Below are 23,548 nucleotides of genomic sequence, written 5' to 3'. Positions count from 1 at the left end.
AGAGCGCCGGCCGATGGCCGCGGAGCGGCGGTCCGCGGCCATCGGGCCCGCTACTTGCGGGTCCGCAGCAGGCTCACCCCCGCTCCGAGTGAGACGACGCCCATGCCGACGCTGGTCATGACGGCCTGGGCGCCGTCCACGACCGCGGGGGCCACCGCCGCGACGGCGAGGTTGAACAGGAACAGGAACCAGAGCACGGGCCGCGACGACAGCAGCGACTTCATCGAAGTGTCCTTTCAGGACGGGTGAACCGCGTTGACCTTGCACCGTCAACGATTCCGGGGCGCGCGGCCCGCTTCGAGGGAGTGCGATCCCGAACGGACGGTGTAGTCCGCTCCACCACGGGCCCCTCGTCCTGCCCGGGGATGACCTGGGGCTCACCGTCTACTGCGTTCTCAGTAGGCGCGATTGTCGGCAGACGAACGACGACGTGACAGGCCTTCGCCCGGAACCCTGGGGTGGTATCCACGACCAGAGGGGGAGTCCTCCGTTCCATGGCCACATTCCTGTGTCGCCTCGGCCGCCTGGCCTTTCGGCGGCGTCTGATCGCCGTCCTGCTGTGGGTGGGGGTGCTGGCCGGCGTCGGCGCCGCCGCAGTGACCGCACCCGCCGCCGAGGACCAGACCGAGACCATGCCCGGCATCGAGTCCCAGCAGGCGTTCGACCTGCTGGAGCAGCGTTTCCCCGGCACCAACGCCGACGGCGCGAGCGCCCGCGTGGTCTTCGTCGCCCCCGACGGGCAGAAGATCACCTCGGCCGCCCACCGAGCCGTGATCGAGAAGTTCGTGTCCGAGGCCGCCGACGGCTCGCAGGTCTCCTCCGCCGTCGACCCCTTCCAGGCGAAGGCGGTCAGCAAGGACGCCTCGACGGCGTACTCGACCGTCTCCTTCACCGAGAAGGCGGACGACCTCACCGACACCAGCAAGAGCCACCTGGAGACCGCCATCGGGCAGGCCCGGGACTCGGGGCTGACGGTCGAGGTCGGCGGCACGGCCCTGGCGAGCAAGCCGGCGGCGGGCGGCGCGGCCGAGGCGATCGGCATCGGGATCGCCGCCGTGGTGCTGCTGATCACCTTCGGTTCGCTGGCCGCGGCCGGGCTGCCGCTGCTGACCGCCGTGGTCGGCGTCGGCATCAGCATGGCCGCGATCCTCGCCCTGGCCCGTGCCTTCGGGCTGTCGGCGACCACCGGCACACTGGCGAGCATGCTGGGGCTCGCGGTCGGCATCGACTACGCGATGTTCGTCGTCTCCCGCTACCGGGAGGAACGCTCCAAGGGACACGCCCCGCAGGAGGCGGTGGGCCTGGCCACGGGTACGGCGGGTTCCGCGGTCGTCTTCGCCGGGCTCACCGTCGTCATCGCGCTGGCCGGTCTGTCGGTGGTGGGCATCCCGATGCTCACCAAGATGGGGCTGGCCGCCGCGGGCGCGGTCGTCATGGCGGTGCTGATCTCGCTGACGCTGGTGCCCGCGCTGCTCGGCTGGTGGCCGAACGCCGTCCTGTCCCGCAAGGCCCGCCGCAGCGGCCGTATCGAAGAAGCCGGCGAGCACAACGGCGGCACCCGCTGGGCCCGGTTCGTGCTGCGCCGGCCGGTGACCGTGCTGCTGCTGAGCGTCGTCGGTCTCGGCGCGCTCGCGGTGCCCGTCATGGACCTCCAGCTCGGCATGCCCGGCGACGAGGTCAAGGCCACCTCCACCACGGAGCGGCGCGCCTACGACGACCTGGCCGAGGCCTTCGGTCCCGGCTTCAACGGGCCGCTGATGATCGTCGTACAGGCCGAGGACGCCGCCGATCCCGAGGCCGCCGTCTCGACGATCTCCGGAAAGATCGCCGACGAGCAGGGCGTGGTCGCTGTTTCGCCGCCGCGGTTCAACAAGGCGGGCGACACGGCGGTGTTCTCCGCGACCCCGGCCACCGGCCCCAGCGACAAGAAGACCCAGGACCTGGTCAACGCGATCCGCGACGACCGCCCGGGCATCGACTCCGCGACCGGGGCGACCTTCAAGGTCACCGGCACGACCGCGGTGAACATCGACGTCTCCGAGAAGGTGCAGGCCGCGCTGATCCCCTACCTCGCGGTAGTGGTGGGTCTGGCCTTCGTCCTGCTGCTGGTCGTCTTCCGGTCCGTCCTGGTGCCCCTCAAGGCGGCGCTCGGCTTCCTCCTGTCGGTGCTCGCGGCGCTCGGTTCCGTCGTCGCGGTCTTCCAGTGGGGGTACGGCGCCGACCTGCTGGGCGTCAACGAGACCGGTCCGATCATGAACATGATGCCGATCTTCCTGGTGGGCATCGTGTTCGGTCTCGCCATGGATTACGAGGTGTTCCTCGTCGCCCGGATGCGGGAGGCGTACGTCCACGGAGACCGGCCGGGCCAGGCGATCGCCACCGGCTTCCGCTACAGCGCCCGGGTCGTCGTGGCCGCCGCGCTGATCATGATCGCGGTGTTCTCCGGCTTCATCGGGGCCGGCGAGTCCATGATCAAGATGATCGGGTTCGGGCTCGCGGCGGCCGTCCTGCTGGACGCGTTCGTCGTCCGTATGGCATTCGTGCCCGCGGTGCTCGCCCTGCTCGGCAAGGCGGCCTGGTGGATGCCGAGGTGGCTGGACCGGCTGGTGCCCACCGTCGACGTGGAGGGCGAGTCGCTCACCCGCCACGAACCGGCGGTGCCGATCCAGCGGGAGTCCGCCCACGTCTGATCCTTCTCCTCCCCCAGGGGGTCGCCCGTGTCTCCGGACACGGGCGACCCTCGCCCGTCGTTCCCGGCGGGCATCGACGATCATGGCCCCAGGACACCGACCGGAGAACCCGATGAGCCTCCCTTGGCAGCGTTACGCGGACGACCACGCCCGCACGGTCGACACGATGACGGCCGCCGTGCTCTTCGCGTGCTTCCTGTTCGGCAGCGAGATCCACTTCCCGAACGCGGCGCCGCCCGAGGCGGTGGGACCCACGATCGCCCTCGCCGCGGTCGCCTGCGGCTCCCTGTTCTGGCAGCGCAGCCGTCCTCGTACGGTCGTCGCCGTGACCGCGCTGTGCAGCGCCGGGGCCGTCGCGCTGGGCGACCTGCTCACCCCGCTGCTGCTGGGCCCGCTCATGCTCGCGCTCTACCGGCTCGCCCTCGCGACCGACCGCGGGACCACTCGGATCGCCTTCTTCGCCACCCTCGCGCTGGTGACGATCGCGGCCTTCACCGTCGATCCCTTGGACCACCCCTGGCCGCTGAAGACACTCGGCCCCGTCGCCTGGCTGCTGCTCCCGGTCGCCACCGGCAACGGGGTCCGGCTGCGTCGCGCCTACGTGGAGGCCATCCAGGCGCGTGCCGAGTACGCCGAGCGCAGCCGGGAGGAGGAGGCCCGGCACCGGGTGGCGGAGGAGCGCATGCGCATCGCCCGTGAACTGCACGACGTCGTGGCCCATCACCTGGCGCTGGCCAACGCCCAGGCGGGCACCGCCGCCCACCTCGCGCGCACGCACCCGGCGCAGGTCGAGCGGATCCTCACCGATCTCGCCGGTACGACGTCCTCGGCGCTGCGCGAGATGAAGGCGACCGTGGGCCTGCTGCGCCAGGCGGACGACCCCGCCGCGCCCCTGGCCCCGAGCCCGGGACTCGGCCAACTCCCCGAGCTGACGGACGCGTTCGGCTCCGCCGGGCTCACCGTCCACGTCAGCACCGAGGGCAGTCCCCGTACGCTCTCGCCCGGGGTGGACCTGACGGCGTACCGGATCGTGCAGGAGGCGCTCACCAACGTCGCCAAGCACGCCGGGGCCGGGGCGGCCCGCGTACGGCTCCGCTACCGCGATGACCAGCTGACGATCACCGTCACCGACGACGGCGCCCCGACCGCCCCCGCGGCTCCCGCCCCCGGCCAGGGCTTCGGTCTGATCGGGATGCGCGAGCGGGCCCGGTCCGTCGGCGGCGCCCTGCAGGCCGGTCGCCGTCCGGAGGGCGGCTTCGAGGTCACCACCCGGCTCCCCCTGTACCCCACCGCTCCCGAACGCGAAGAACGGACCCCATGACCATCCGTGTGCTGCTCGCCGACGACCAGGCCCTGCTGCGGGCCACCTTCCGGATCCTCATCGACTCCTGCGACGACATGGAGGTGGTCGGTGAGGCCACCGACGGCGCCGAGGCGGTCGACCTCACCCGCATCCACCGCCCCGACATCGTCCTGATGGACATCCGCATGCCCGGGACCGACGGCCTGACCGCCACGTCCGTCGTCTGCGCGGACCCGGAGCTGTCCGCCACGCGCGTGCTGATCCTCACCACGTTCGAGATCGACGAGTACGTCGCCCAGGCGCTGCGGGCCGGCGCGAGCGGCTTCCTCGGCAAGGACGTCACCGCCGAGGCCCTTCTCGCCGGCATCCGGACCGTGGCGGCCGGCGACTCCCTGCTCTCCCCCGGCGCCACCCGCACCCTGATCACACGCTTCCTGGCCGTGCCCGGGCTCGGCACCCGGTTGGCCGGGGCCGACGACCTCGCCGGCCTCACCACCCGCGAACGCGAGGTGATGGCCTGGGCGGCCGAGGGGCACTCCAACGAGGAGATCGCGGAGAAACTCTTCGTCAGCCCGCTGACCGTCCGCACCCACGTGCACCGCGCGATGACGAAGCTGGGCGCCCGCGACCGCGCCCAACTCGTCGTCATGGCCTACCAGTCGGGCCTGGTCCAGGCCCTGCCGCCCACGGACCGCTGAAGCCTCAGTTCGCGGAGAGCTTCTCCAGCCACTGCTGGAGGAGGGCGGACTCCGCGACCGTGAGCGCCGGTGGCACATCCGCCCGCAGGCGGGCCGCCAGCGTGGCCGCCGCGACGGGCACGGCGTCCCCCTCCTGCTCCTGCACCACGACTGTTTCGGCGGGCCGGGTCAGCGAGCCGATCACCGCGTCGCGCAACCGCTCGGCGAACTGCCCGTCGGGATACTGCTCCGGTCTGTTGAGCATCGACAGCGCCGCCCCGACGTTGGCCGACATGATGACGCGGGTGGCGAGCGCGGGCGGCACGGTCAGCCGTCCCGCCGCCGCGCAGCGCTCCAGGATGCCGTGCAGCAGGTCGTGCGCCTCCCGGGCCGCGGCGGGCGGCGCGGTCAGCTCGGGCGAGTACATCAGGCGGTAGTGGTGGGGGTGGTCCAGTGCGAAGCGCAGGTGGTTGTCCCAGCCGCTCCTGAGGTCCGCCACCGGATCGCCGCTCGGGCGGGCCACGCGCTTGGACGCGAGGTACTGCTCGAATCCCCGGTCGACGACGGCGGCCAGCAGCCCCGCCTTGTCGCCGAAGAGACGGTAGAGCATCGGCGCACCCACCCCGGCCGCCTCGCACACGGCCCGCGTGGAGACATCGGCGGCCGACGCCTCGGCCAGCAGCTTCGTGGCCGCATCCAGGATCTTTTCCCTCGCATCCATGCCCCTACGATACGTCATTCGTAGCGTCGATACGAGTTGGGGATTACCAACGCTACGATCCCGTGTTACCGTCGATACGAACGATCCGTAGCGTCGATACGAAGGATGCAGCCATGACCACTCAGCCCCTCACGGACCGGCGCGTCGCGATCGTGACCGGTGGATCGCGCGGCATCGGACGACAGATCGCCCGGCAGCTCGCCACCGACGGGTTCACGGTCGTCGTCGGATACGCGGGCAACAAGGACGCGGCCGACGAGGCCGTACACGCCATCGAGGCGGCCGGCGGCGCCGCCATCGCCGCCCGCGCGGACGTCGCCGACGAGACCGAGGTCGCCGCCCTGTTCGACCTGGCGGAAGCCACCTACGGCGGCGTCGACGCGGTGGTGCACTCGGCGGGCCGGATGTCCCTCTCCCCCATCGCGGACCTCGACCTCGACGAGCTCGACGCCCTGTACCGCACCAACATCCGCGGCACCTTCGTCGTCGACCAGCAGGCCGCGCGCCGGCTGCGCCCGGGCGGGGCGCTCGTCAACCTCTCCAGCTCGGTCGTCGGGCTCGCCTTCCCGGGCTACGGCGCCTACGCCGCCAGCAAGGGCGCGGTGGAGGCCGTGACCCTGATCCTCGCCCGTGAGCTGCGCGGCCGTGACGTGACCGTCAACGCCGTCGCGCCCGGCCCCACCGCCACCGAGCTCTTCCTGGACGGCAAGGACGAGGAGACCGTCGCCCGACTGGCCGCGCAGCCCCCGCTGGAGCGACTGGGCACGCCCGAGGACATCGCCGGCGTCGTGTCCTTCCTGGTGGGCCCGGCCGGTCGCTGGGTCAACGGGCAGGTGCTGCGGACCAACGGCGGCATCGTCTGACTCAGTCCCGGCCGTTGACGAAGGTGACGATCTCCTTGAGCCCGGGGTCGTATCCGCGGGTGGTGTCGACCTCGATCTCCGGGACGTCCAGCGAGACGCGGTCGAACGCGTGGTGGCTCAGGGCGTACGCGGCCGGATCGTCGTCCAGGATCTCGGCGTGCGCCCTGCGCAGCGGGTTGTCGTGCAGGCGCCGGCGTCTGCGTTCCAGCACCGCGTCCGCGTCGGCGACGCAGTGGATGACGCGGATGTCGGCGAGCTCCCGAAGGGGCTCCAGGCCGGGTCGCCACAGCCGGTCCTGGAAGGCCGCCTCCGCGACGGTGGTCACGCCGGCCTTGAGCAGCAGCTCCAGGACATTGAAGAAGGTGGGCAGGGTGCGCATGCTCAGCTCGTCCTGAGGTCCGGGCACGACTCCCGGGGTGGCGTGCACCATGCCTTCCTTGATCTCGTCGCGGCAGATGGCGGGGCATCCCACGGCGCGGGCGAGCTCGTGCGCGAGTGTGGTCTTGCCCGCTCCGGGAGGACCGCTGAGGACAACCAGGCTGGGCTGTGAGATCACTTGCCCAGTGAAGCAGAAGGCACGGGCGCCAAGTGGCCCTGGATCCGTTCAGGGGAAACCCGCGGGAAGAGCGCGTGGCAGCCGACGCCCGCGTCGACAACTGACCCGTGAGCCTCCCCCTGATCCCGCCCATGCTCGCCACGTCCGGGACACTGCCGTCCGCGGCGCAGGACGCGCGCTGGGCCTATGAGACCAAGCAGGACGGCCAGCGGGTGGTGGTGTACCTCCCGGGAGACGGCAGTGCGGTGCTGCGCGCCCGGTCCGGGGAGGAGATCAGCGCCGCCTACCCCGAGCTCCTGCCGCTCGGCGGTGCGCTCGGTGCCACGCCCGCGGTGCTGGACGGCGAGGTCCTGGCACTGGACGAACAGGGCCGGGGCGACTTCCAGTTGCTGCAGTCCCGTATGGGGCTGGCCCACTCCCCCGGCCGGGCCGCGCGCCGGGCGGCGGAAGTCCCCGTCCATCTCGTGCTGTTCGACGTGATGCACCTGGGGCGGCACCCCCTCCTCGCCCTCCCCTACTCCCGGCGCCGCACCCGGCTGGAGGCGCTGGGCCTGGACGGTCCGCACTGGTCGACTCCCGCCGCCCTCGTCGGTCACGGCGCACAGGCCCTGCAGGCCACCCGTGAGCACGGCCTGGAGGGCCTGGTCTGCAAACGGCTGGACTCGGTGTACGAGCCCGGCGTGCGTTCCCGCGCCTGGATCAAGATCCGGAACCTGCGCAGTGAGGACGTCGTGGTGGGCGGCTGGCTGCCCGGCAAGGGGCGGTTGACGGGTCTGCCGGGTGCCGTGCTCCTCGGACAGCGCTCCGAGGGACGCCTGCGTTATGTCGGCGGGGTGGGCACCGGCTGGAGCGAGACGGAGCGGGAGCAACTCGCCGCGCTGCTCCGGGCCGCCGCGACGGACGTGTGCCCCTTCGACCCGGTTCCGCCGGCTCCGGGCGCGCACTGGGTGGTGCCCCGGCTGGTCGGCGAGGTCCGCTACAGCACCCGCACGAGGGCCGGGCTGCTCCGTCAGCCGTCCTGGTCGCGGCTGCGGCCCGACCTCACGCCGGAAGAGTCCGCGGCCGACTTTCCGGACGGCCTTGTCTGACATCCCGAACAAGATCCAACTGTTCGGACGGTTGTTACCAGAGAGTCGCTTACGAAGTCTTGGCGCGGACATGAAAACTCGGGAAGCTGAACTTCCCATTCCCCCACAGCCGTTGGGCTGCGCCCGCACCAAGAGGAGGACGCAGTGTCGTCACCGTCGTTCAAGAAGCACCGCGCGAGATGGTTCACCGGCCTGGCCGGCGCCGCCGCCCTCGTCGTCGCCTTCCCCTCCGCCGCCTTCGCCGCCCCGCCGTCGGCCCTGCCGGCCAACGCCGAGACCGCCGAGTACACGTACCAGCCGGCCTTCGACTACGACACGGACGGCTGCTACTCCACGCCCGCGATCGGTCCCGACGGAACCGTCAACGGCGGCCTGAGCCCGACCGGTTCGCTCAGCGGGGACTGCCACGACCTCTCGGACCTGAACAACACCAACAGTTACTCGCGCTACAAGTGCAACAACGGCTGGTGCGCCTACATGTACGGCCTGTACTTCGAGAAGGACCAGGCCCTCGCGAACAGCAGCATCGGCGGGCACCGGCACGACTGGGAGCACGTCGTGATCTGGGTGCAGAACGGCACGATCCAGTACGTCTCGACGTCCAACCACGGCTCGTTCACCGTGAGCGCCGCGTCCGGCGTCCGCTTCGACGGCACGCACGCGAAGATCGTCTACCACAAGGACGGCGCCAGCACGCACTGCTTCCGGCTGGCGAACTCGGGCGACGAGCCGCCGGAGAACGCCAAGGGCACCTGGCAGTACCCGCCGCTGGTCGGCTGGAACGGCTACCCGTCGGGCGTCCGCGACAAGCTGAGCGCGTACGACTTCGGCAGCGCCAACTTCGGCCTCAAGGACGCCAACTTCGCGAACCACCTGTCGTCGGCCAAGCCGTCGGGGATCTCCTTCGACCCCAACGCCTGACCGACACAGCGATCGGGCGCGGGACCTAGGTCCCAGGCACCTGTGGGTTCCGCCCCGCGCCCGATCCCGGTCCATCCATGGGCCGCATAGCGTCCCGCTCATGGACACGAGTGACACGAGCGGACAGTTCGAAGAAGCCCTGGAACGCATTCACGCATCCGGCCCGGAACGCGGCGGCTGGCTGTCCAACCACGCCCCCATGGTCGTCGAGGCGCTCGCCGCGCACGGGCAGGCGGGGGCCGTGCACCGGTGGGTGGACCTCTACCGGGACAAGCTGGAGGACTTCCCCGACCGCCTGGCACCCGTCACGGACGACAACTGGCCCTCGGCGCTGGGCGATCCGCGCCGGATCGCGGACTGGACCGACCACTTCTCCCGCACCCTCGCCGAACGCCCCTGGCGGAGCGTCCTGGCCACATGGTGGCCGCGCCTGCTGCCCGGCCTGCACGGCGGCGCCACGCACACGGTCATCAGGGTCGGCCACGCCGTGCGCGCCGTCGAAGCCGGCGAGAACGCGCCCCGGCTCACCGAACTCGCGCACGCGCTGGGCTACTGGGCGGCCCGGCACCAGCCCGTGACCGGCCTCGCCGCGCTGCCGGGTACGCCGACCGCCACGGACGCCCTGGACGCCGTACCCGCGATCGCGGCGGGGCACGTGGGATTCCGCGACCGCCTCTCCGCCGTACACAGGCTGCCCGCCTGGGCGGACGACGTCACCGACCCGGAGACGGCCCGCGAACGCCTCACCGAACTCGTCCGGGCCGCGACGCATCGCTACGCCACCCACGGCCACGGCGAGCCGACGATGCTCGTGCACGCGGCAACGGCCCCCAACGCCGTGCTGCGCACACTGGATTCGCTGCCCCGCGAGCAGTGGGTGCCGAGCCTGCACGCGGCGTGGACGGCGTCCGCCGCGGTCACCGCGATGTACGCGCCCGTGGAACCGGTCGTGTACACGCCTCCCGCACGCCTGACGGCCGAAGAGGCCCTCGAACGCGCCCTCGCCCACGGCGACGAGCACGTCATCAAACTCACCGACACGGCACTGGACGTGGGTGACGACCAGGCGCTCGCCGCCGCCCTGCGCTCGGTCGAGATGAGCGAGCCGCTCGCCTGAGAGCCTGTGTCACGTCCCCGGCCGGGCGCCCGCCGTCAGGCGCGCACACTCGCCGCGTTGGCACGCACCGGACGACGCGCGCGCTGATCCGGCCGGAGATGTGGCGGAGGCTCCGAGGTCAGGTGCCGTCCACCAGCGCATCGCCCAGCGGCGTCCGGCCGTACAACACGTGATGGCCCTGCCTTCGTGAGCCGAGCAGCCCCGCCTCGCGCAGGACCGACAGGTGGGCGGAGACGGTCGACGGGGCCAGCCCGTGCCGGCGGGCCAGGTCCGTCGTCGAGGCGGGGGTGCCGAGCCCGGCGAGGAGGGCGGCGCGCTGCCGGCCCAGCAGCCGGGCGAGTGCCTCCGACGGGCGCGGTACCGGCGTGGTGTTGAACTCGCCCATCCCGCGGGCGGGATAGATGACCGTCGGCTGCCAGGGCCGGGCGAAGCCGCTCACCACGTCCGGCCACACGAACACACTCGGCATGAGCAGGACGCCCCGGCCGTCGGCCCGCTGGGCCTCGGCCGGGTCGCCGAGCAGGGGGAGGGTGAGGCTGCCGTCGGTCCAGTCGATGCCGGGGTGGAGATCGGCGAGCAGCGCGTCGAGGCCGCCGTCCGCCGCCTGCCGGGAGCGGTGCGCGATGTCGGCCTCCAGGACGGCCCGGTGGCGCGGCCAGTCCGGGGCGAGCAGGGTCTGCCAGGCCTGTTCGGTGAGGTCGGCCAGTCGTCGGACGGTTCCGGCCGGGTCGTCGAGGGCGGCACGTCCCCGCGGCGACTCGGTGAGACCCGGGGTGCAGGCGAGCGAGCGGGCCATCTCGGTGCGGACCCGGTCGAGGTCGGTGGCGCGCAGGCGGGCCAGTTCGTCGTCGAACGAGGGGTACGGCTCCTCGGGCGGCGGGCCCAGGAAGTCCGGCGTGTAACCGCCGGCCGGCGGGATGAACAGCCACAGCGGCGCCAGGTCGAGCCCGGCGACGGTCGGCGCCACGCGGCGCAGCCAGGCCCGGTGGTAGCCGTGCCGTCCCGACCGGCGCAGCATGCGCAGCGCTTCGTGGGTCTGGCACAGCGGCGAGATCGCGAACCGGCACCGGGTCAGGTCGTCGGGGCTCAGACTCAGGGTCAGCGGCAAGTCGGCCTCCCTGGCCTCCGATTCGCCCTGGACCGAAAGAGTAGAACGCCCTCCCCCGGCACCGCACGCTTGCCCCCCGGCCGCTCGGCCGTTCCCGATCACCGACCCCGGAGGGCACAGGGATGGGCAGCGTACGTCCGGCCGCCCGGCACAGGACCGCCGTCGTCGCGGCGTTGATGCTGGCGGCGTTCACCTTCAACACCACCGAGAACCTCCCCGTGGGCCTGCTGTCCCTCGTCGCGGACGACCTACGGGTGTCGATCACCGCCGTGGGCGTGCTGGTCACCGGGTACGGCCTCACCGTCGCCGTCGTGTCGCTGCCGCTCGCCCACATCACCCGGTCCGTGCCGCGCCGGCATCTGCTCGCGGGGCTGCTGGCACTGCTCGCGGTGGCCAGTTGGGTCTCCGCGCTCGGTGCGGTGTCGTACGGGCTGCTGCTGGCCGCACGCGTGGCGACCGCGGTCGCGCAGGCGCTGTTCTGGGCGGTCATGGGACCGGTCGCGGTCGGCCTGTTCCCGCCCGAACGGCGGGGCCGGGTCATCGGGTTGCTGTCCGTCGGCGGGTCGCTGGCCACGGTACTCGGGGTGCCGGCGGGGACCTGGCTGGGCGGGCACAGCGGCTGGCGGGTGCCGTTCGCGGTCCTCGGCGCACTCGCCGTGGTCTCGCTCGTCGCCGTGGCCGTGCTGCTGCCGACCTCGCGCCCTCAGGAGAACCACTCCGCGTACGGCGCGGCCCCCGACCGTCGCCGGTTCGCCGTCGTCCTCGCCACCACCGCGCTGTCGGTCACCGGGGCCTTCGCCGGGTTCACGTACGTCGTGGCCTTCCTGGACGACGTCAGCGGGTTCGGCACGGACGCGGTGAGCCCGGTGCTGCTGGCGTTCGGCGCGGCGGGGCTGGCCGGGGTCACGGTGACCGGTCCGCTGCTCGACCGGTATCCGCGCGCCACGCTGACCGTGCCGGTGGCGGGGCAGGCGGTGGCCCTGCTCGGGCTGTACGTGGGCGGGGGCAGCCAGGTGGTGAGCGTCGCCCTGCTGATGCTGCTCGGGGCCTCGGTCGGGCCGGTGTTCATGGCGACGCAGAGCCAGGTGCTCCATGTGGCGCCGGGGCGCACGGAGACGGCCCTCGCGGCCAACTCGGCCGCGTTCAACGCGGGGGTGGCCGCCGGTGCGCTCCTCGGCGGCGCCCTGCTGCCCCTGGTCGAGGTGCGCGGCACGTTCCTGGTCGGCGGGCTCCTCACGGTGGGGGCGTTCGTGGTGCTGACCTGGCCGGTCTCCACCGGGCGGACGTGGCGTGCGCCCGCTGTGGACGTCCGGGGGCCCGGCGCCAGATGATGTCCGAATGGATCATGACGAGGAACTGCCCGCCGGCGTGGACACGGAGGCCCTGCTCGCCCTGGCCGGGTCCCACCACGCCCGCGCCACCCGGCCGTTGGGCACCGGGGAAGCCGCCGGTCACCTGGTGAAGGTGTACGCGCTGGAGGCCCCCGGCCGCACGGTGTCCGAGCAGGACACCGAGGCCGCGCTGCGGATCGCCGGAGCCCATCTGGAACTCGGGCGGGTGCGGGGCTCCCTCGGGCTCGCCGTCCTGATCGTGCACGCGGGCGGCGACGGCGACTACGTACTGGTCCACACCTGGATCGAGGGCCACATGTCGGACCTGGCCGTCTTCACCGGCCCGGCGGGCAGGCCCGACCGACTCCGGCCCGGCCGGACGGGACTCGCACCCTGCGTGTGGGAGGCGGCCGTACTGTCCCACGAGCGCGACGCGTTCTCCCGGCACGTTCTCGACGGGGCCGGGCCGCTGGCGGAGCGACTCGTCTCCTGGGGCGCGGACACCGTCGAGGGGGACGTCCGATGAGCGAGGCTCCCCGCGTACGGCCCGCCGAGCGCGCCGACCTGAAGCGCGTGGCCGAACTCGCCGCCCAGCACGCCGAGTACGAGCGCGCGGCACCGCCCGCCGACGACCTGCCCGCCCGACTGGCCGCACTCCTCTTCGACACCCCCGCGCCCCGGTTGCGCTGCCTGGTGGCCGAACTGCCGGGCGGCGAACTCGTCGGCTACGCCACCTGCGCGCCCGAACTCTCCACCTGGGAAGGCCACGAATACCTGCACATGGACTGCCTGTTCCTGGCACCCGGGCACCGCGGTCTCGGGCTCGGCCCACTGCTCGTGGACGCCGTCGCGGCCGAGGCCCGCGCCCTGGGTCTCACCGAGGTGCAGTGGCAGACGCCGCCGTGGAACGAGGGGGCGATCCGCTTCTACGACCGGCTCGGCGCCCGCGCCAAGGAGAAGGTCCGTTACTCCCTGAGCGTGCGGCGCTGACCCCTCGCAGGGTCTATCGTGTCCCGCATGTCCGTGCCCGAACTGATCCGTATCGTCTCCCGGGACTCGCCCATGGCGCTCGCCCAAGTGGAGCGTGTCCGCGCCGAGTTGAGTGCCCTGCACCCAGGTGTTCGTACCGAGGTCGTGCCGGTGAAGACGACCGGTGACAAGTGGATGGGCGATCTGTCGAAGGTCGAGGGCAAGGGGGCGTTCACCAAGGAGGTCGACGCCGCGCTGCTGGCCGGCGAGGCGGATCTCGCGGTGCACTGCGTGAAGGACGTGCCCGCCGACCGGCCGCTCCCGGCGGGCACGACGTTCGCCGCGTTCCTGAAGCGGGACGACATCCGCGACGCCCTCATCCATCCGGGCGGGCTCACGCTGGACGAGCTCCCGGACGGCACCCGGATCGGTACCTCCTCGGTGCGCCGGGTCGCCCAACTGGCGGCCACGCACCCGCATCTGGAGTGCGTACCGTTCCGGGGCAACGCCAACCGGCGCCTCGCGAAGCTGGCGGCAGGTGACGCGGACGCGCTGCTGCTCGCGGTCTCGGGTCTCGAGCGCATCGACCGGCGGGACGTGATCAGCGAGGTCCTCTCCCCCGAGGCGATGATGCCGCCGATCGGCGCGGGCATCCTCGCGCTGCAGTGCCGGGAGGGCGACACCGAGCTGATCGACGCGGTCAGCGGGCTCGGAGATCCGGACACGCACCGGGAGGCCACGGCGGAGCGCATGTTCCTGCACGTCCTGCAGGGCCACTGCAACAGCCCGATCGCCGGGTACGCGCGCGTGGAGCACGGCGGCGAACTCTCCCTGCGCGCCTGCGTGTTCACCCCGGACGGCAAGACGCGGCTGAACGCCCACGAGTGGGCGGGCCGGCTCGACCCGGCCACCCTCGGCACCTCGGTCGCCGTGGCCCTGCTGCGTCAGGGCGCCCGCGAGATCATCGACGGGATCCCCCACTAGGGCCTGCCCGTCAGGCGCTGCCCTCTTCGGCCTGGTCCCGCAGGAAGTTGCTCACCTGGTGGGCCAGGCCTTCACGGCACACGCCCGCATGCGCAGCACCCTCGTGCAGTCCGATGCCGCCCGCCCACAGCCGGCGGTCGGCCCAGTCGTCGTCCATCCGCAGCTGGATCTGGACGTCGACCAGGCTCAGGGACGCCTCGGGCCCGGCGGCGTACAGCACGGCGGTGGCGCGGCGCAACGGGTAGACGTCGAAGCCCTCGATGAACTGCGAGTTGCGCCAGTCGATGAAGGCGCTCTCGCCCTCGGGGCCGACGCGCACGTCGATCTGACCGTCCTCGAGGTGGATGGTCGCTTGCTTCTCGCCACGGTTCTCGACGGTCACACGGACACAGAAGTACGTGAGCCCCTCGGCGGCGTCGTCACGTCCGCGCGGCGGCTCGGCGGCCTCCAGGCGGTGGACGCGGACACGCAGACCGGCATGCTCGTCGTACTCCTGCCAGTCCCCGACCACGTTCGGCTCGTACACAGTGCACCTCTTCGACCTCAGAGAGCTGCTTCTTATCTGTGTGCTCAATGCACTGTCAAATGAGCAGAATGCGCTGTGGCCAGCGAATTCACCCCCTTTGATCAGTGATCAAGCCCTGCGCAGGCGAAATCCGCGCGCGGGCCGGAAACCCGCTGCCACCGGCGTGCCGCACATCACGTTCCCTCCCATGATCAGCGGGCCAGGCGGCCCATCAGCGAGGAGGCTGCGGTGATGCCGAGTGCGGCTGCCACGATCAGCACCGCGAAATCCAGCGCCAGATGATCGGGGGTGCCCAGGAGCAGCCCGCGCAGCGCGTCGACTTGGTAGCTGAGGGGATTGACCTTGCTGATCGCCTGGAGCCAGCCCGGCATGACGGACAGCGGGTACAGGGCGTTGGAGCCGAAGAACAACGGCATGGTGATCGCCTGCCCGATGCCCATCAGCCGGTCCCGGCTCAGCACGATGCCGGCGATGGTCATCGACAGGCAGGAGAAGAAGGACGAGCCGAGGATCACGATCGCCGCGACCCCGAGGAGCTTGAGCGGGTTCCAGGTCAGGGCCACGCCGAGCAGTGCGGCGATGACGAGGACGACGACGGCCTGGATCAGCGACTTCACGCCGGCCGCGAACGCCTTCCCGGTGATCAGCGCCGAGCGCGGGGTCGGCGTGACCAGGAGCTTGTTGAGGATGCCGGCGTCGCGCTCCCAGATGATCTGGATGCCGTAGAAGATCGCGATGAACATCGCGGACTGGGCGATGATGCCCGGGGCCAGATAGTCGACGTAGGGGATGCCGTCGGTGGGGATCGCCTTGATCCGGGTGAAGGTCTGGCCGAAGATCAGCAGCCACAGGGCGGGCTGTACCGCGCGGGTGTAGAGCTCGGTGCGGTCGTGGCGCAGTTTCTGCAGTTCCACGGCGCACATCGCCACCACCCGGGCGGGCAGCACCCGCCAGCCCGCGCGGGGCTCGGGCGGCCGTACCAGCAGGCCTATGCCGTCCCGTTCAGCCGACGCGGTGCGCGGTGCGGCGGGTGCTTCGGACATCGCGGAAACCTCCTGACTGGTCGTCGAGTCCGCTGCCGGCGATGTCCCGGAAGACGTCCTCGAGCGTGGGCAGCGGATCCGTCGCCTTGGCACCCCGGCGCTCACCGAGCCCCTGCCGCAACTGGACCGGGGTGCCGAGGGCGCGGATGCGGCCGCGGTGCATCAGGCCGACCCGGTCGCAGTACTGGTCGGCCTCGTCCATGTAGTGCGTGGTGACCAGGACCGTCATGCCGGTGGCGGCGCGTACGGCGTTGATGTGCTCCCAGACGCTGGTACGGGCGATCGGGTCGAGCCCGATGGTCGGCTCGTCGAGGATCAGCAGGCGGGGCGCGCTGACCAGGGCCTGCGCGAGTTCCAGTCGGCGGACCATGCCGCCGGAGTAGGTGCCGGCGAGGCGGTCGGCGGCGTCGGTCAGGTCGACCGCCCACAGAGCCTGGCCGACGCGTTCGGCGCGTTCCCGGCGGGGCACGTCGAAGACCCGGGCGAACAGGGCGACGTTCTCGCGGCCGGTGAGGCCGGCGTCGGCGGACAGTTGCTGCGGCACGTAGCCCAGCAGGCGCCGTACGGCCATCGCGTCCTTCGCGGCGTCGTGGCCGAAGACGCGGACCAGGCCGGCCGGGACCGGCAGGAGGGTGGTCATGCAGCGGATCGCCGTGGTCTTCCCGGCGCCGTTGGGTCCGAGCAGCCCGAAGACCTCGCCCTCCGCCACGGTCAGGTCCAGCCCGTCCACGGCGTTCGTCTCGCCGAAGGCGTAGACGAGCCCCGTGCAGACGACAGCCTCGTCAGCCTTGTCGACGTACCGCGTCATGACTCCTCGGCCTCCTCGTGCAGGTTGACGGCGAGCGTGCGCAGGGCCGGCAGCGCGGCGCGCAGCGCCTCCTGGTCGGCCGCGTCGAGCCGGGCCACGTTCCGCCCGACGAGCGCGACGCGCCGCTGCTTCCAGTCCCGCAGCCGGGCCTCGGCCTTCTCGGTGAGCAGCAGACGGGCGGCGCGCCGGTCGGCGGGGTCGGTCTCCCGGACCAGATGGCCGTCCCTGACGAGCTGGTTGACCAGCGTCGAGACGGAGTTTCCGGCCAGGTACAGCTCCTTGGCGGCTTCGGAGACGCCGATGCCGGGCCGGGCCTCGACGAGGCGCAGCAGCTCGACCTCGGCGCCGCGCAGTCGCGGCACGGTCAGCCCGGCGCGCAGTCGGCGCCTGAGCAGCCGCTGGATGCCGACGAGCGCGTCGGCGAGCTCTTCCGGGAAGGTCTCCTCGTCCACACGGCGAGATTACCTCTGTGTCAGAGGTAACTGGGCTAAGAGAGGGTCAAACATGCAGGGGACTATTCCGTGTATTTGTTTTATTTCACCCAGAGCGGGAATCCGCAGAGAAGTGCTTCGGACAGGAGGCACGTTCCGTGGGAGCCGCACCGCCGGGCCCCGGATGACCTCCGCCAGGTCCGACTCCGCGCCTCCCATGGGGTCTGTCCATCCGGCACCCCGCCGAGGGAGGTGCGCGACATGTCCGTCGCCACCAGAACGAAGCCCCATCCGCACGACGACGCGCCGGAGACCGCCGACGCGTTCGAACGGCTCGCAGGACTGCCCGACGGTCCGGAGCGCAAAGCACTACGGGACAAGCTGGTCGAGGCCTGGCTGCCCATGGCCGAGCGGATCGCCGTCCGGTTCCGGGGCCGCGGCGAGGCCCTCGAGGACCTGTACCAGGTGGCCGCCCTCGGGCTGGTCAAGGCCGTCGACCACTACGACCCCGCGCGCGGCAGCGCCTTCGAGGCATACGCCGTACCGACCGTCACCGGCGAGATCAAGCGGCACTTCCGCGACCACATGTGGACCCTGCACGTGCCCCGCCGGGTCCAGGACCTGCGCAACCGCGTGCGGCGGGCCGTGAAGGACCTGTCGCAGACCACGCCGGGCCGGGCGCCCACCGTCGCCGAGATCGCCGCGTACGCGCACATGAGCGAGGACGAGGTGCGCACCGGGTCGGAGGCACTGGAGTGCTTCTCCGCGCTGTCGCTGGATGCCGAGATGCCCGGAACCGACGGCTACGCCCTGGGTGACGCGCTCGGCTCAGCCGACCCCGGCTACGACATCATCGTCGACCGCGTGGCCGTCAGGCCCTGTCTGGAGGCACTCCCGGAACGCGAGCGGACCATCCTCTACCTGCGCTTCTTCCAGGGGATGACCCAGAGCTGCATCGCCGAACAGCTCGGCATCTCGCAGATGCACGTCTCCCGGCTGCTCAACGGCTGCTTCACGCACCTGCGCGCGGAGGTCCTGACCGGCACCGGCTGAGTCCCGCCGAACTTCACTCCGGCGGTGCCCCCGGGATCTGGGTCGGACCGTAGCGGTCGAGGGCCTCTTCCAGCTCGGCGCGGATTTCCGGCGGCATTTCTCCGGTCCGCCCCCAGACGAGAATGAAGTCCGCGACACTGCGGAGCTTGATGTTCGTGTGCTGGGAGACGTCCTTCAGTACTTCCCAGCCCTGGTCGGGCGAGAGCCTGCCGAGCGCGACGACCATGCCGATCGCCTGGTCCACGACGGCGTGCGAGGCGACCGCTTCCTTGAGCTGGTCGACCTCTTCCTGCAGTTCGAAGATCCGGTCCGCCTCGGAGGCGGGCTCGTCCGGTACGGCTGCCACCCACCCATCCTGTCACCCGGGCGGGCCCGCGCCACCGGGCGGGAGGAGAGACACGCCACCGTTTCGGCACCGCCGCCGGGGTACTCGGCAGGCGCCCGGAGCGGTTCCGGACGGACACTGGTGGAAGAGACCGTGGCCGCCGGCCCACAGGAGCAGGACGCGACAGCCATGAACCACGACCCGAGACACCCCACTGCCGCCAGGGACGTCATCTCCACGCACTCCGTGTTCGGCGCGCCCTGCTGGGTGAGCCTGACCAGCCGCGACCAGGACGCCACCGAATCGTTCTACGGGGCCGTGCTTGGCTGGCAGTGGGAGCCGGCGAAGCTCGGCGACCACTTCCGGGTCGCGCTGGCGGACGGGACCCCGGTCGCCGGGATCGCCGCGGTCGCCTCGATGTACCAGATGGCGGTGGCGTGGACGCCGTACTTCGCGGTGCCCAGCGCCGACGAGGCGGCGGCGCGGGCGCAGGAGCGCGGCGGCACGACGGCGGTCGGGCCGCTGTCCCTCCCGCCCGGGCGGGCGGCGCTGCTGGCCGACCGGGACGGTGCGACCTTCGGTATCTGGGAGGGCGAGCTGGTCGCCAACTGGGAGATCTGGCGCCGTGCGCAGCCCGCCTTCATCCGGCTGCACACACGCGACGCGTTCGACGCCGCCATCTTCTACGGCGAGGTCCTCGACTGGGCGTCGGGACGTCCCGGCTGCTGCGAGGTCCACTACGAGGGCGGCGAGGTCGTGCTGCGCAGCCAGGGCGATGTGGTGGCGCGGATCGAGTCGGGGGCGCTGGGCTCGGCGCCCGACCCCACCATCCGGCCGCACTGGCAGGTCCACTTCGCGGTCGCGGACGTGACGGCCTGTGTGCGGGCCGCCGAGGTGCACGGTGGCAGCGTCCTGTCGAAGGGCGGCGACGAGGCCGTCCTGCGCGACCCCGACGGCGCCCAGTTCACGGTCACCTCACACCGCGAGCGCTGACCCTCAGCCGACCGCCCGGGAAGGCCGGGACAGCAGCACCAGGCTGCGCGGCCCGACCGTGGTCTCCGTCCCGGCCTTGTGCTCGGACTCGTCGGCACCCTGCGGCTCGGCGGTGTCGATCAGTGTCGTCCAGCGTTCGCCGTACGTGAGGTCCGGCAGCCGGAAGTCCACCGGCTCCCAGTGGCCGTTGAGCAGGAGCAGGAACGAGTCGTCCACGACGGGCCGGCCGCGCGGGTCGGGTTCGGCGATGGCGTCGCCGTTGAGGAAGACGCCGACCGCGTGCGCGTCGGAGCGCTGCCAGTCCGGGTCGGCCATCTCGCGGGCGTCCGGCAGCAGCCACACCAGGTCGGGCAGCGGCTGTCCGGCGTGCGTGACGGTCTCGCCGCGGAAGAAACGGCGGCGGCGCAGCACGGGGTGGGCGGCGCGCAGGCCGATCACGTACCGCGTGAAGTCGGCGAGGTCGCGCTGCTCCTCGGTCAACTCCCAGTCGATCCAGGAGACTTCGTTGTCCTGGCAGTAGGCGTTGTTGTTGCCGCGCTGGGTGCGGCCCAGTTCGTCGCCGTGGCAGAGCATCGGGATGCCCTGCGAAAGGAGCAGTGTGGCCAGGAAGTTGCGCTGCTGGCGGGCGCGCAGTTCCAGGACGGCCGGGTCGTCGCTCTCCCCTTCGGCACCGCAGTTCCAGGACCGGTTGGTGCTCTCGCCGTCCCGGTTGCCCTCTCCGTTGGCCTCGTTGTGCTTGTCGTTGTGGGAGACCAGGTCGCGCAGGGTGAACCCGTCGTGTGCGGTGACGAAGTTGACGCTGGCGCGCGGGCGGCGCCGGCTGTGCTGGTACAGGTCGGAGGAGCCGGTCAGCCGGGAGGCGAACTCGCCGAGCGTGTGCGGCTCGCCCCGCCAGAAGTCCCTTACGGTGTCCCGGTACTTGCCGTTCCACTCCGACCACAGCGGCGGGAAGTTGCCCACCTGGTAACCGCCCTCGCCGACGTCCCACGGCTCGGCGATGAGCTTGACGCGGCTGATCACCGGGTCCTGCTGGATCAGGTCGAAGAACGCCGACAGCCGGTCCACCTCGTGGAACTGCCGGGCCAGGGTGGCCGCGAGGTCGAAGCGGAAGCCGTCGACGTGCATCTCGGTGACCCAGTAGCGCAGCGAGTCCATGATCAGCTGGAGTACGTAGGGGTGGCGCATCAGCAGGCTGTTGCCGGTGCCGGTGGTGTCGTAGTAGTGCCCCCAGTCGCCGTCCACCAGGCGGTAGTACGAGGCGTTGTCGATGCCGCGGAAGGAGAGCGTGGGGCCCTTCTCGTTGCCCTCGGCCGTGTGGTTGTAGACGACGTCCAGGATCACTTCGAGGCCGGCCGCGTGCAGCGCCTTCACCATCGACTTGAACTCGGTGACCTGCTGCCCACGGGTGCCGTGGGCGGCGTAGGCGTTGTGCGGCGCGAAGAAGCCGATCGTGTTGTAGCCCCAGTAGTTGGACAGGCCGCGGCCGGTCAGCACACCGTCCTGCACGAACTGGTGCACCGGCATCAGCTCGACCGCGGTCACACCGAGCGAGGTCAGGTGCTCCACGACCGCGGGGTGCGCGAGACCGGCGTAGGTGCCGCGCAGTTCCGGCGGGACGTCGGGGTGGGTGCGGGTGAGGCCCCGTACATGGGCCTCGTAGATCACACTGTCGGCGTACGGCCGCCGTAGCGGCTGGTCGTCGCCCCAGTCGAAGGCCGGGTCGGTGACCACGCCGAGCATGGTGTGCCCGGCGCTGTCGGTGGCGGGGTCGTAGAGCGAGGGATGGTCGTCGACCTGCCCGTCCACCGCCCTGGTGTACGGGTCGAGGAGCAGCTTCGCCGGATTGCACCGGTGGCCGAGTTCCGGGTGCCAGGGTCCGTGCACCCGGTAGCCGTAGCGCTGCCCCGGTTCGATGCCGGGCAGGTAGCCGTGCCAGACGAAGCCGTCGGCCTCGGTCAGCGGGACGGTGCTGTGGGCGTTCTTCTCATCGACCAGGACGAGCTCGACGCGCTCGGCGACCTCGCTGAACAGCGCGAAGTTGGTGCCCTTGCCGTCGAAGGCGGCGCCCAGCGGGTAGGGGTGCCCGCTCCAGGCGGACACCCCTGTCTTCCGACGGGACTTCGCGGTCACCGGGCATCCTCCAGGACGCCGCTCGTCGGCGCGGCCAACACGGCGACCGGCATCTCGCGGGGCACCTGGCGCACCTCCCGCAGGCTGGGCACGGGGGCCGTCGGCACCCGCGGGATGCGTTCGCCGGTCCGGGCGCGCTGCGAGAACCAGATGACCTTGCTGCCGGTGTCCGTGGCGCAGCAGCCCCACCCGTCGCTCATCGCGGCGATGCGCTCCAGGCAGGCCCGCAGGTCCTGGTCCGGGCGCAGCTCGCAGTCGTTCTCCCCGATGGCGGTGATGAGGTGCTGGCCGTTCCACCACATCTCGATCGACGTGTTCTTGTCCGTCGCGTGTTCGTCGATGGCCCTCAGCAGCAGTTCGACGCCGCGGCAGACGGGCTCGACCAGGATCTCCAGATCCCAGTACCTGAGGTGCGCGGCCAGGATGCGCCTGACCTGTCCGACCCGTTCCGGGCCGACTTCCACATCGAGGTGGTAGTAGCAGGGGACTGCGGTCTTCATCGTCCTTGGCTCCTCACCGGCGAAGCTCCCACTCCTCGTCGTCCCCGCGGAACGGGGGCCGAACGCGAAGCGTGAGCAGTGATCGCTCCTGAGTCACCTCAAGAGTGGGAGCGCTACGCCATTCGTGCAACACGAGCCGTCCACCGAGGTGAACGAGGTGGTTGAAGCGCCAACAAGACGCTGGGTCGTCACACGTGCACCATGAGTGAAACTCTCCGTGGAAGGTGAACGGCGTCATGCTGCTACCGGCCAAAGCCGAAGTCGCCCGGCAACTGCGGCGGTACCGGACCTGGGAACGCCTGATGCTGGCCGCCCCCTCCGACCGCTCGGCCCGGGCCGCCTTCGAGGACTCGGGCTACACGCTCTGCGTGCTGATGGGGAAGCGCTGCGCGCGCGAGGCCGCGGACGCCGCCGAACACTATCTGCGCACCAGCCTGGCGACCTATCTGCGGGAGCAGAACGAACGGCCCCGTCCGCGCGCCGTCGCCAGACGAGGCCCACCGGCGAGGGATCGGCGTTCCCCCGCGGGAAGGTAGACCCCTTCCCGCGCAGCTTGGATACCCGGCCGGGCCATGAGCCCGGCCTCGACCACGGCGGAGGCGAGACCATGAGTTCCACCCCGGCCATCGGCCGCATCCCGGTACGGGACGTCCGTCCCGCCGTCGAGTCCGGCAGGCGCCCGGCGAAGGCGGTCGCAGGAGAGACGTTCGAGGTCACCGCCACCGTGTTCCGCGAGGGGCATGACGCGGTCGCCGCCAACGTCGTCCTGACGAACCCGCAGGGCCGTCCCGGCCCGTGGACGCCGATGCGGGAGCTGGCCCCGGGCACCGACCGCTGGGGCGCCGAGGTCGCTCCGGACGCCGTCGGCCGGTGGACGTATCACGTCGAGGCATGGAGCGACCCGGTCACCACCTGGCGCCGCACCGCCCGCATCAAGGTGCCGGCCGGCCTCGACACCGGTCTCGTCCTGGAGGAGGGCGCCGAGCTGTACACCCGGGCTGCGGCCGGCGTGCCGCAGGGCCCCGAACGCGCGGTGCTGCTGGCCGCCGCGGAGGTCCTGGCCGACGACTCGCTGCCGGTCGCGACACGTTTGGCGGGTGCGTTGACGCCGGACGTGGACGCGGTGCTGGCCCGGTATCCGCTGCGGGAGTTCATCACCCTCTCGGACACCCTGCCGCTGCTGGTGGAACGCGAACGCGCGCTGTTCGGCGGCTGGTACGAGTTCTTCCCCCGCTCCGAGGGCACCCCGCAGCAGCCGCACGGCACCTTCCGCACCGCCGCGAAACGGCTGCCCGCGATCGCCGCGATGGGCTTCGACGTGGTCTACCTGCCGCCGATCCACCCGATCGGCCACACCTTCCGCAAAGGCCGCAACAACACCCTCTCCGCCGGCCCGGACGATGTCGGCGTG

Annotated in this window: 26 protein-coding genes; 15 read left to right on the top strand and 11 right to left on the bottom strand. The window is 71.8% G+C overall.

Going from position 1 to position 23,548, the window contains the following annotated elements:
• Window positions 1–50 precede the first annotated feature (50 nt).
• The gene (locus IG08_RS60805) at window positions 51–224 is read right to left on the bottom strand and encodes a hypothetical protein (RefSeq protein ID WP_199820949.1); all 174 of its coding nucleotides are present in this window, start codon (window positions 222–224) and stop codon (window positions 51–53) included.
• 270 nt (window positions 225–494) lie between these two features.
• Between IG08_RS60805 and IG08_RS0134555 the strand changes: the two genes are divergently transcribed.
• The 3 genes from IG08_RS0134555 to IG08_RS0134545 all read left to right on the top strand — a co-directional run bounded on the left by IG08_RS0134555 (window position 495) and on the right by IG08_RS0134545 (window position 4,691).
• Window positions 495–2,690 (top strand): MMPL family transporter, encoded by a 2,196-nt coding sequence (locus tag IG08_RS0134555; protein WP_043455953.1) that lies wholly within the window; start codon window positions 495–497, stop codon window positions 2,688–2,690.
• A 112-nt stretch (window positions 2,691–2,802) separates the two neighbouring features.
• A complete protein-coding gene (locus IG08_RS0134550) occupies window positions 2,803–4,011 on the top strand; it encodes a sensor histidine kinase (RefSeq protein WP_030611874.1) in 1,209 nt (402 codons plus the stop codon).
• Window positions 4,008–4,691, top strand: a complete 684-nt coding sequence (locus tag IG08_RS0134545; protein ID WP_030611872.1) for a response regulator — start codon at window positions 4,008–4,010, stop codon at window positions 4,689–4,691. The genes IG08_RS0134550 and IG08_RS0134545 overlap by 4 nt, the downstream gene beginning before the upstream one ends.
• Window positions 4,692–4,695: 4 nt before the next feature.
• Here the strand turns inward: IG08_RS0134545 and IG08_RS0134540 are convergent, their stop codons facing one another.
• A complete protein-coding gene (locus tag IG08_RS0134540) occupies window positions 4,696–5,391 on the bottom strand; it encodes a TetR/AcrR family transcriptional regulator (RefSeq protein ID WP_030611869.1) in 696 nt (231 codons plus the stop codon).
• A gap of 113 nt (window positions 5,392–5,504) precedes the next feature.
• Here IG08_RS0134540 and IG08_RS0134535 point away from each other — a divergent pair, with 113 nt between their 5' ends.
• Complete coding sequence (locus IG08_RS0134535; RefSeq protein ID WP_030611866.1) at window positions 5,505–6,254, top strand: SDR family oxidoreductase; 750 nt, start codon at window positions 5,505–5,507, stop codon at window positions 6,252–6,254.
• A gap of 1 nt (window position 6,255) precedes the next feature.
• Here IG08_RS0134535 and IG08_RS54700 read toward each other — a convergent pair whose 3' ends face one another.
• Complete coding sequence (locus IG08_RS54700; RefSeq protein WP_030611863.1) at window positions 6,256–6,810, bottom strand: P-loop nucleotide/nucleoside kinase family protein; 555 nt, start codon at window positions 6,808–6,810, stop codon at window positions 6,256–6,258.
• Window positions 6,811–6,917: 107 nt separating this feature from the next.
• On the opposite strand from IG08_RS54700, the gene IG08_RS0134525 reads away from it, so the two are divergent.
• The 3 genes from IG08_RS0134525 to IG08_RS0134515 all read left to right on the top strand — a co-directional run bounded on the left by IG08_RS0134525 (window position 6,918) and on the right by IG08_RS0134515 (window position 9,936).
• Window positions 6,918–7,898, top strand: coding sequence for an ATP-dependent DNA ligase (locus tag IG08_RS0134525; RefSeq protein ID WP_030611860.1), 981 nt, complete (start codon window positions 6,918–6,920; stop codon window positions 7,896–7,898).
• Window positions 7,899–8,042: 144 nt separating this feature from the next.
• A complete protein-coding gene (locus IG08_RS0134520; RefSeq protein ID WP_030611856.1) occupies window positions 8,043–8,819 on the top strand; it encodes an NPP1 family protein in 777 nt (258 codons plus the stop codon).
• A gap of 100 nt (window positions 8,820–8,919) precedes the next feature.
• Window positions 8,920–9,936 carry a questin oxidase family protein gene (locus tag IG08_RS0134515; protein WP_030611853.1) on the top strand — a complete coding sequence of 339 codons (1,017 nt, stop codon included), beginning with the start codon at window positions 8,920–8,922 and terminating at the stop codon, window positions 9,934–9,936.
• Between the two features lie 118 nt (window positions 9,937–10,054).
• Here IG08_RS0134515 and IG08_RS0134510 read toward each other — a convergent pair whose 3' ends face one another.
• Window positions 10,055–11,044: an ArsR/SmtB family transcription factor gene (locus IG08_RS0134510; RefSeq protein WP_030611847.1), complete on the bottom strand. Its 990-nt coding sequence runs from the start codon at window positions 11,042–11,044 to the stop codon at window positions 10,055–10,057.
• A 122-nt stretch (window positions 11,045–11,166) separates the two neighbouring features.
• Here IG08_RS0134510 and IG08_RS0134505 point away from each other — a divergent pair, with 122 nt between their 5' ends.
• From IG08_RS0134505 to hemC, 4 genes are read left to right on the top strand one after another with little or no spacing between them, the layout of a single operon-like run.
• Entirely contained in the window at window positions 11,167–12,375 is a 1,209-nt protein-coding gene (locus IG08_RS0134505; RefSeq protein WP_063757804.1) for an MFS transporter, read from the top strand.
• Between the two features lie 7 nt (window positions 12,376–12,382).
• Window positions 12,383–12,901: a hypothetical protein gene (locus tag IG08_RS0134500; protein WP_030611841.1), complete on the top strand. Its 519-nt coding sequence runs from the start codon at window positions 12,383–12,385 to the stop codon at window positions 12,899–12,901.
• On the top strand, window positions 12,898–13,365 hold the full coding sequence (locus IG08_RS0134495; protein ID WP_030611838.1) for a GNAT family N-acetyltransferase: 468 nt from the start codon (window positions 12,898–12,900) through the stop codon (window positions 13,363–13,365). Before IG08_RS0134500 ends, IG08_RS0134495 begins: the two co-directional genes overlap by 4 nt.
• Before the next feature lie 27 nt (window positions 13,366–13,392).
• The gene (gene hemC, locus IG08_RS0134490) at window positions 13,393–14,328 is read left to right on the top strand and encodes a hydroxymethylbilane synthase (protein WP_030611835.1); all 936 of its coding nucleotides are present in this window, start codon (window positions 13,393–13,395) and stop codon (window positions 14,326–14,328) included.
• Window positions 14,329–14,338: 10 nt separating this feature from the next.
• Here hemC and IG08_RS0134485 read toward each other — a convergent pair whose 3' ends face one another.
• The 4 genes from IG08_RS0134485 to IG08_RS0134470 all read right to left on the bottom strand — a co-directional run bounded on the left by IG08_RS0134485 (window position 14,339) and on the right by IG08_RS0134470 (window position 17,157).
• The gene (locus IG08_RS0134485) at window positions 14,339–14,854 is read right to left on the bottom strand and encodes a hypothetical protein (RefSeq protein WP_030611832.1); all 516 of its coding nucleotides are present in this window, start codon (window positions 14,852–14,854) and stop codon (window positions 14,339–14,341) included.
• A 191-nt stretch (window positions 14,855–15,045) separates the two neighbouring features.
• Entirely contained in the window at window positions 15,046–15,897 is an 852-nt protein-coding gene (locus IG08_RS0134480) for an ABC transporter permease (protein WP_030611830.1), read from the bottom strand.
• Window positions 15,857–16,705 (bottom strand): ATP-binding cassette domain-containing protein, encoded by an 849-nt coding sequence (locus IG08_RS0134475; RefSeq protein WP_030611827.1) that lies wholly within the window; start codon window positions 16,703–16,705, stop codon window positions 15,857–15,859. The genes IG08_RS0134480 and IG08_RS0134475 overlap by 41 nt, the downstream gene beginning before the upstream one ends.
• The gene (locus IG08_RS0134470; RefSeq protein WP_030611824.1) at window positions 16,702–17,157 is read right to left on the bottom strand and encodes a MarR family winged helix-turn-helix transcriptional regulator; all 456 of its coding nucleotides are present in this window, start codon (window positions 17,155–17,157) and stop codon (window positions 16,702–16,704) included. The genes IG08_RS0134475 and IG08_RS0134470 overlap by 4 nt, the downstream gene beginning before the upstream one ends.
• 240 nt (window positions 17,158–17,397) lie before the next feature.
• Between IG08_RS0134470 and IG08_RS0134465 the strand changes: the two genes are divergently transcribed.
• Window positions 17,398–18,189 (top strand): RNA polymerase sigma factor SigF, encoded by a 792-nt coding sequence (locus IG08_RS0134465; protein ID WP_030611821.1) that lies wholly within the window; start codon window positions 17,398–17,400, stop codon window positions 18,187–18,189.
• Between the two features lie 13 nt (window positions 18,190–18,202).
• Here the strand turns inward: IG08_RS0134465 and IG08_RS0134460 are convergent, their stop codons facing one another.
• Window positions 18,203–18,535 (bottom strand): ANTAR domain-containing protein, encoded by a 333-nt coding sequence (locus IG08_RS0134460; RefSeq protein ID WP_030611818.1) that lies wholly within the window; start codon window positions 18,533–18,535, stop codon window positions 18,203–18,205.
• A 168-nt stretch (window positions 18,536–18,703) separates the two neighbouring features.
• Here IG08_RS0134460 and IG08_RS0134455 point away from each other — a divergent pair, with 168 nt between their 5' ends.
• Complete coding sequence (locus IG08_RS0134455) at window positions 18,704–19,507, top strand: VOC family protein (protein ID WP_030611815.1); 804 nt, start codon at window positions 18,704–18,706, stop codon at window positions 19,505–19,507.
• A 3-nt stretch (window positions 19,508–19,510) separates the two neighbouring features.
• Here IG08_RS0134455 and glgX read toward each other — a convergent pair whose 3' ends face one another.
• Both glgX and IG08_RS0134445 read right to left on the bottom strand, forming a co-directional pair.
• On the bottom strand, window positions 19,511–21,607 hold the full coding sequence (gene glgX / locus IG08_RS0134450; protein WP_030611812.1) for a glycogen debranching protein GlgX: 2,097 nt from the start codon (window positions 21,605–21,607) through the stop codon (window positions 19,511–19,513).
• Between the two features lie 26 nt (window positions 21,608–21,633).
• Window positions 21,634–22,137, bottom strand: coding sequence for a hypothetical protein (locus tag IG08_RS0134445; protein ID WP_030611809.1), 504 nt, complete (start codon window positions 22,135–22,137; stop codon window positions 21,634–21,636).
• 236 nt (window positions 22,138–22,373) lie between these two features.
• Between IG08_RS0134445 and IG08_RS0134440 the strand changes: the two genes are divergently transcribed.
• The gene (locus IG08_RS0134440; RefSeq protein ID WP_030611797.1) at window positions 22,374–22,673 is read left to right on the top strand and encodes a DUF5133 domain-containing protein; all 300 of its coding nucleotides are present in this window, start codon (window positions 22,374–22,376) and stop codon (window positions 22,671–22,673) included.
• A 71-nt stretch (window positions 22,674–22,744) separates the two neighbouring features.
• On the top strand, window positions 22,745–23,548 hold an 804-nt coding region (locus tag IG08_RS0134435; protein WP_030611794.1), incomplete at its 3' end, for a maltotransferase domain-containing protein.

Origin of the sequence: Streptomyces fulvoviolaceus (genome assembly GCF_000718165.1) — a bacterium.
Taxonomy (GTDB): Bacteria; Actinomycetota; Actinomycetes; order Streptomycetales; family Streptomycetaceae; genus Streptomyces; species Streptomyces fulvoviolaceus.
The sequence above is the reverse complement of the archived record's forward strand: the minus strand, read 5'-3'. Positions and strand labels throughout refer to the sequence as shown.

What these genes read in the sequence shown, in the direction of transcription:
- IG08_RS60805 (WP_199820949.1), bottom strand. Translation starts at nt 224, where the DNA reads ATGAAGTCGCTGCTGTCGTCGCGGCCCGTGCTCTGGTTCCTGTTCCTG.
- IG08_RS0134555 (WP_043455953.1), top strand. Translation starts at nt 495, where the DNA reads ATGGCCACATTCCTGTGTCGCCTCGGCCGCCTGGCCTTTCGGCGGCGT.
- IG08_RS0134550 (WP_030611874.1), top strand. Translation starts at nt 2,803, where the DNA reads ATGAGCCTCCCTTGGCAGCGTTACGCGGACGACCACGCCCGCACGGTC.
- IG08_RS0134545 (WP_030611872.1), top strand. Translation starts at nt 4,008, where the DNA reads ATGACCATCCGTGTGCTGCTCGCCGACGACCAGGCCCTGCTGCGGGCC.
- IG08_RS0134540 (WP_030611869.1), bottom strand. Translation starts at nt 5,391, where the DNA reads ATGGATGCGAGGGAAAAGATCCTGGATGCGGCCACGAAGCTGCTGGCC.
- IG08_RS0134535 (WP_030611866.1), top strand. Translation starts at nt 5,505, where the DNA reads ATGACCACTCAGCCCCTCACGGACCGGCGCGTCGCGATCGTGACCGGT.
- IG08_RS0134515 (WP_030611853.1), top strand. Translation starts at nt 8,920, where the DNA reads ATGGACACGAGTGACACGAGCGGACAGTTCGAAGAAGCCCTGGAACGC.
- IG08_RS0134505 (WP_063757804.1), top strand. Translation starts at nt 11,167, where the DNA reads ATGGGCAGCGTACGTCCGGCCGCCCGGCACAGGACCGCCGTCGTCGCG.
- IG08_RS0134500 (WP_030611841.1), top strand. Translation starts at nt 12,383, where the DNA reads ATGGATCATGACGAGGAACTGCCCGCCGGCGTGGACACGGAGGCCCTG.
- IG08_RS0134495 (WP_030611838.1), top strand. Translation starts at nt 12,898, where the DNA reads ATGAGCGAGGCTCCCCGCGTACGGCCCGCCGAGCGCGCCGACCTGAAG.
- hemC (WP_030611835.1), top strand. Translation starts at nt 13,393, where the DNA reads ATGTCCGTGCCCGAACTGATCCGTATCGTCTCCCGGGACTCGCCCATG.
- IG08_RS0134480 (WP_030611830.1), bottom strand. Translation starts at nt 15,897, where the DNA reads ATGTCCGAAGCACCCGCCGCACCGCGCACCGCGTCGGCTGAACGGGAC.
- IG08_RS0134475 (WP_030611827.1), bottom strand. Translation starts at nt 16,705, where the DNA reads ATGACGCGGTACGTCGACAAGGCTGACGAGGCTGTCGTCTGCACGGGG.
- IG08_RS0134465 (WP_030611821.1), top strand. Translation starts at nt 17,398, where the DNA reads ATGTCCGTCGCCACCAGAACGAAGCCCCATCCGCACGACGACGCGCCG.
- IG08_RS0134455 (WP_030611815.1), top strand. Translation starts at nt 18,704, where the DNA reads ATGAACCACGACCCGAGACACCCCACTGCCGCCAGGGACGTCATCTCC.
- IG08_RS0134445 (WP_030611809.1), bottom strand. Translation starts at nt 22,137, where the DNA reads ATGAAGACCGCAGTCCCCTGCTACTACCACCTCGATGTGGAAGTCGGC.
- IG08_RS0134440 (WP_030611797.1), top strand. Translation starts at nt 22,374, where the DNA reads ATGCTGCTACCGGCCAAAGCCGAAGTCGCCCGGCAACTGCGGCGGTAC.